The sequence below is a fragment of the Kosmotoga sp. genome, from assembly GCF_982836095.1.
Genome location: NZ_CEYIHJ010000139.1, coordinates 1 through 5,278 on the forward strand (window position 1 = coordinate 1; position 5,278 = coordinate 5,278).

Here is a 5,278-nt window from a genome sequence, read left to right on the forward strand (position 1 = left end):
ACTTGGGATATCAAGAGCAGAATTTATGGAGGCTTTTAATGTTGCTTTAATAGTCGGTGGCTCCATTGTTATTCCCCATTTTAGGCGTGCTGTGGCCCTCCTGGATGAATTAGAAGGAGTGGACTGAGTATGGCCAACAGATTGTTTTTGTTCGATGGTACGGCTATTGTATATAGAGCTTATTTCGCCATTGACGTATCCCTTACGAATTCAAAAGGGGAACCTACAAACGCCCTTTTTGGCACAGCCAGGATGCTTTCTAAGTTCATAAAGGAGAAGATGGAAACCGGTGATTATGCTCTCTTCGCTTTCGATAGAAAAGAGGAAACCCATCGGCATAAAATGTATGAAGATTACAAGGCTACCCGGAAAGCAATGCCTGATGCCCTTGTTTCACAACTTTCATGGATACCGGATATTGTTGAGGGTTTTGGAATGAAGTTTCTTTCTATTCCTGGACTCGAAGCAGATGACATAATCGCGACAGCAGCCACGAAATTCAAAAGCCGGGTAGATGAAGTTATTATCGTTTCTGGAGACAAGGATATCCTTCAACTTGTTGGTGGAAACGTAAGAGTGTTGCGCTTTGTTTCTGGTCTCACTGATCTCCAGGAATATGATGAGCAGAAAGTTTTGGAAGTTTTTGGATTTCCGCCATCCAAACTACACGACTATCTTTCGCTTGTTGGAGATACCTCGGACAACATACCTGGTGTGAAAGGCATAGGAGAAAAAACGGCCAAAGATCTTCTGAAAAAGTACGAATCAATAGATAATATCTATTCGAGCATTAGACAGTTATCTCCAGCTCTAAGGCGAAAACTAGTGGATGGCAAACAGCTCATGGAGCTTTCAAGGAATCTCGTACAGCTTGTAACAAATGCTGACTTAAAACTGTCATTAGATGCACTCAAATACACGGGTTTGGATAAAAATAAATTGCGAAAAGTCTTTATGGCTATGGAATTCTCTTCTTTGATAAAGGAATTTGAATTATATTCTGATGCATCTGAGGAGAGGAAGGGCGGAGAACTGGAATACAATTTGATTTCTTCTGATGATGAATTTCAGCAGTTCTTGAAAAAACTAAAGAAGAATTCACTGGTATCAATTGATTTTGAAACAACATCATTGGATCCGCACCAAGCTGAAATTGTCGGGATATCCTTTTCCTTTGAAGAAGGTAAAGGTTATTACCTTCCTGTGGGGCATGATACCGCGCAGTGGCAGCCAGCTTCGAAAGAAGTGATACGAGTATTGAGCGACCTGCTATCTCGACCTGGCTTAAAAATCGTTGGACAAAACCTTAAGTACGATTACGAGATCATGATCAAACACGGTATCCATCCGATTGTTCCTTACTTTGACACCATGATAGGAGCTTATTTGCTCAACCCAGATTCCAGGCGTTTCAATCTCGATGACCTTGCCCTGAAATATCTGGGATATAGAACGCAAACCTTTGAAGAGCTTATGGAAAAGAATAGGATAGGCGACGATTTTTCGAAGATATCTCCCATGGAAGCGGCTCATTATTCAATAGAAGACGCAGATGTGGCTTTGAGATTATATAAAGTTCTCTCAAATAAGCTATATGAAACCGGCCTTGACAGGGTAATGCAGGAAATAGAAATGAAACTGATTCCTGTTTTGGCTGATCTGGAGCTCAACGGCGTTTTTGTGGACACCGATAAGCTGAAGGAGCTTTCGAGAGATTACCAGGAAAAGCTGGATAGCCTATTGAAGGAGCTTTTCGAGCTTACCGGGGAGAGATTCAATCCCAATTCTCCTTCTCAGGTTTCAAGGGTTCTTTTTGAGAGGTTGAAGTTAACTCCGCCTAAAAAAACCAAACAAGGTGCCTTTTCTACAAGCGCTGATGTATTGGAATCACTTGCAAATGAACATCCCGTTGCTGAAAAATTGCTCGAGTACAGGAAGTACCAGAAACTCAAATCAACCTATCTTGACACATTGCCAAGACTCGTCAATCCGGTTACTGGCAGAATCCATGCCAGTTTCCATCAGACGGGTACTGGAACAGGTCGGCTGTCCAGCAGCAATCCGAACGTCCAGAATCTTCCAATAAAAGACGACGCCGGGAAAGAAATCAGGCGCTGCATCGTTCCCCAGAAAAAGGGCTGGAAAATTGTCAGTGCTGATTACTCGCAGATAGAACTCCGTGTGCTCGCTCATTGTAGCGGTGATGAGCAGCTTATCGAAGCTTTCAAACATGAGGAAGATATCCATTCTTTGACAGCTTCGCGGCTTTATGGAATTTCTCAGGATTCGGTTACTGATGAAATGAGAAAAGTCGGAAAGATGGTGAATTTCGCAATCATATATGGTATCTCGCCTTTTGGGCTTGCTAAGAGGTTGAAAATTTCCTCAAAAATCGCTGAAAATATGATTTCCAATTACTTTAGCGCTTACCCTGGAGTGAGAAAGTACATCCATGAAACCATTGAAAAAGCCAGGGAAAAAGGATATGTGACCACTCTTTTTGGCCGAAGACGAGAGATTCCACATTTTCGTACAAGAAACAAAACACGGATACAGGAAGGCGAAAGGATAGCAGTCAACACGCCAATTCAGGGGACAGCGGCTGACATAATGAAAATAGCGATGATCAAAGTGGACGAGCTTGTTAAAGAAGCGGGGCTTAAAGGATTCGCAATCTTACAGGTACATGATGAACTTGTTTTTGAAGTCCCGGAAACAGAGGTTGATAAGATCTGTGATATCCTCCGAAAAGGTATGACTGAGGGGCTTGATTTAAAAGTACCTCTGAAAATTGATATAAGCATCGCGGACTATTGGGCATGAAGTGATAGATATGAAAAAAAACCCATTAAATTTTAAAGAGTTGGGTATGCTGAACATCGTTTTTCAGTTTGGCATAGTGGTGGTGTCAAATGTTTTTGTTGGCGGTCTCATTGGCTATCTATTGATGAAGTACGCTGGCATGGGGAAATTTTGGCTAATACTTTTTCTCATGCTTGGGATCTTTTCCGGATTGTATCAAGGCATCAGGTATTTACTGAAAGAAGCTGAAAAATATGAAAAAACTGATAAAAATGGCGATAAAGGAAACCACAGCTCTGGCAATTCTAGCACTAGTTGAAATAATCGTACTTTTTCCCTTTATAAAAACCGCAGTGCTGGGAATTCTTTATGGAAGCGCTTTTTCCATTTTAGGCTGGTGGTTGATGGTAAAAGATGTAAAATCATTTGCTGAAAAAGGGTCTTTATTTAAATTCGGTTTCCTGTTAAGATATTTCTTGTATGCAGTTGGTATGGGAACAGCGATTTTCTATGGAAAGCTCTTTTTTGCTGGAACCGCGCTAGGGATATTGAATCTCAAGCTTTCGCTCTATATTTTTGGGAGGTGGTTGGGTGAAAATACAACTAACCAAATTTGATAAAATCCTTCTTGGCTTTATCGTAGCAGGTTATCTGGCAATTTTGGTTTACATATTCGCCACAGGTTATCATTTCCCAAAACTGGGCGACGATGTTGGACAAAGATGGATTTATCAGCTTCCATTTGGCAATTCCCTGCTGAGTAGAGTAAACCCAATGACCATTTTTATGAGCTGGGCTATAATGATTGGTTTGATTACATTTGCTGCTTCAATAAAGGTATTTGCAGTAATTCCTGGTAAAAAGCAGAGTTTGATTGAAATGCTTCTTGATTATCTGTTAGGGCTGACAAAAGACGCTGTCCAAAAGGAAGAATTCGTAAGACCAACTTTTAATATAGCCGCTACGCTTTTTTTATTTATCTTCATAGCGAATGTTATAAGTGGAATTCCTGGAATTCAGGCGGTCCCAAGGAATGGAGGAGTAGTGTTCACAATTTTCGAAGACACCTGGTACACCCCTACCTCTGATTTGAATACGAACGCTACTTTTGCGGTCATGGTATTGATAATTAGCCATGCTTTTGCGATAAAAGCTAAAGGGTTTGGAAAATGGCTAAAAGGATTTTTCGAGCCTTTTCCCATCATGTTTCCAATGAACCTCATAGGAGAACTTGCAAAACCAGTTTCGCATTCTTTGAGGTTATTCGGGAATATCATGGGTGGTGGTTTGCTGGTTCTGATTATCAGCTATCTCACCAAGTATTTTCTTATGCCAACGTTTTTATGGGGATTTTTTGGAATCTTTGTAGGCTCTATTCAGGCTCTTGTTTTTACTATTCTCGCGATTGCATATATTGGTTCAGTAATAGAATAATTTTATTCATAAGGAGGTCTGTGTATGGAACTCGGTGATGCATTAGTGCAGCTCGGAAAATTCATTGGCGCGGGACTTGCGATGGGTATTGGGGCCATTGGACCTGGTGTTGGTGAAGGTAACATTGGGGCTAAAGCCATGGAAGCGATGGCAAGGCAACCCGAGTTGATAGGCACTCTTACCACTAGGATGCTGCTTGCAATGGCAGTTACTGAATCAACAGGGCTCTATTCATTGGTCATTGCTTTCATGATATTGCTGGTGGGTTAAACCACCCACCCCGAAAGAAGGGGGTAGAAATATGATCGAATTAAATCTCACATCACTGATACAGTTGATGAATTTTTTGGTCCTGTTTTTTGTTCTTAAAAAGCTTCTTTTTGATAGGTTCTTTGATATTATTGCTAAAAGGCAAGAAATAGTGAAAAGCGAACTAAAAAAAGCCGAATCCTTGAGAGAAGAAGCGGAAAAATACAAGGAAGAACATCAAAAAGAACTCTCGGAAGCTCATGAAAAGGCTGCCGCTATTGTTGCTACCGCCGAAAAACAGGCTGAGAAAATTCTTTTGGAGGCAAAGGACAAGGCAAAAGCGGAAGCCAGCCGCATTGTAACAATGGCTGAGGCTCAAATGGCGCAAGAAAGAGAAAAAGCCATGAGTGAAATTCAAGGCGTAGTTATTGCAACTGCTGTTGAAATAGCACTTAGGGTTTTAGGCAAAGAAATGGATGAGGAAGCCCGAAGACAATACACCAAAAAGGTAATGGAAAATCTGGGTGATAGGGAATGAGGTACTCTCCAACCGTTGCATATAGGTACGCTAAAGCCCTTTTTTTGGGTGCAGGGCCGCAAAGTGACGAACTAGTTCGAACTTTGAGCGTAGCTGCCAAATTGGTTGAGAACCCAACAGTTAGAGAAGTAATACTTGATCCTACTTTATCAAGAAAAAAGGCTTCCCAAATTATGTCTAAATTACTCCCCGAGGCACCCAAAATAATTGTGCGATTTATAGAAATCCTTGCAGAGAAGCGCCGATTAGCTTATT

At 41.2% G+C, this 5,278-nt stretch carries 7 protein-coding genes and 1 pseudogene; all 8 read left to right on the forward strand.

From position 1 onward, the window contains the following. A pseudogene (locus AC3LHT_RS08645) lies at positions 1-127 on the forward strand (carboxymuconolactone decarboxylase family protein); the annotation flags it as partial. 2 nt (positions 128-129) lie between these two features. Further along, positions 130-2,823: a DNA polymerase I gene (gene polA / locus AC3LHT_RS08650; protein ID WP_488662604.1), complete on the forward strand. Its 2,694-nt coding sequence runs from the start codon at positions 130-132 to the stop codon at positions 2,821-2,823. A 10-nt stretch (positions 2,824-2,833) separates the two neighbouring features. After that, a complete protein-coding gene (locus AC3LHT_RS08655; protein ID WP_290646520.1) occupies positions 2,834-3,121 on the forward strand; it encodes an AtpZ/AtpI family protein in 288 nt (95 codons plus the stop codon). Further along, complete coding sequence (locus AC3LHT_RS08660; RefSeq protein ID WP_290646522.1) at positions 3,057-3,419, forward strand: hypothetical protein; 363 nt, start codon at positions 3,057-3,059, stop codon at positions 3,417-3,419. Before AC3LHT_RS08655 ends, AC3LHT_RS08660 begins: the two co-directional genes overlap by 65 nt. Then, a complete protein-coding gene (gene atpB / locus AC3LHT_RS08665) occupies positions 3,394-4,236 on the forward strand; it encodes a F0F1 ATP synthase subunit A (protein ID WP_488662605.1) in 843 nt (280 codons plus the stop codon). The genes AC3LHT_RS08660 and atpB overlap by 26 nt, the downstream gene beginning before the upstream one ends. A gap of 24 nt (positions 4,237-4,260) precedes the next feature. Next, positions 4,261-4,506 (forward strand): F0F1 ATP synthase subunit C, encoded by a 246-nt coding sequence (locus AC3LHT_RS08670; protein WP_047753921.1) that lies wholly within the window; start codon positions 4,261-4,263, stop codon positions 4,504-4,506. A gap of 31 nt (positions 4,507-4,537) precedes the next feature. Beyond that, positions 4,538-5,023 (forward strand): F0F1 ATP synthase subunit B, encoded by a 486-nt coding sequence (atpF, locus tag AC3LHT_RS08675; protein WP_290667267.1) that lies wholly within the window; start codon positions 4,538-4,540, stop codon positions 5,021-5,023. After that, a partial coding sequence (locus tag AC3LHT_RS08680; RefSeq protein ID WP_488662606.1) for a F0F1 ATP synthase subunit delta occupies positions 5,020-5,278 on the forward strand: 259 nt, incomplete at its 3' end. The genes atpF and AC3LHT_RS08680, both read left to right, overlap by 4 nt.

What these genes read in the sequence shown, in the direction of transcription:
- polA (WP_488662604.1), top strand. Translation starts at nt 130, where the DNA reads ATGGCCAACAGATTGTTTTTGTTCGATGGTACGGCTATTGTATATAGA.
- AC3LHT_RS08655 (WP_290646520.1), top strand. Translation starts at nt 2,834, where the DNA reads ATGAAAAAAAACCCATTAAATTTTAAAGAGTTGGGTATGCTGAACATC.
- AC3LHT_RS08660 (WP_290646522.1), top strand. Translation starts at nt 3,057, where the DNA reads ATGAAAAAACTGATAAAAATGGCGATAAAGGAAACCACAGCTCTGGCA.
- AC3LHT_RS08670 (WP_047753921.1), top strand. Translation starts at nt 4,261, where the DNA reads ATGGAACTCGGTGATGCATTAGTGCAGCTCGGAAAATTCATTGGCGCG.
- atpF (WP_290667267.1), top strand. Translation starts at nt 4,538, where the DNA reads ATGATCGAATTAAATCTCACATCACTGATACAGTTGATGAATTTTTTG.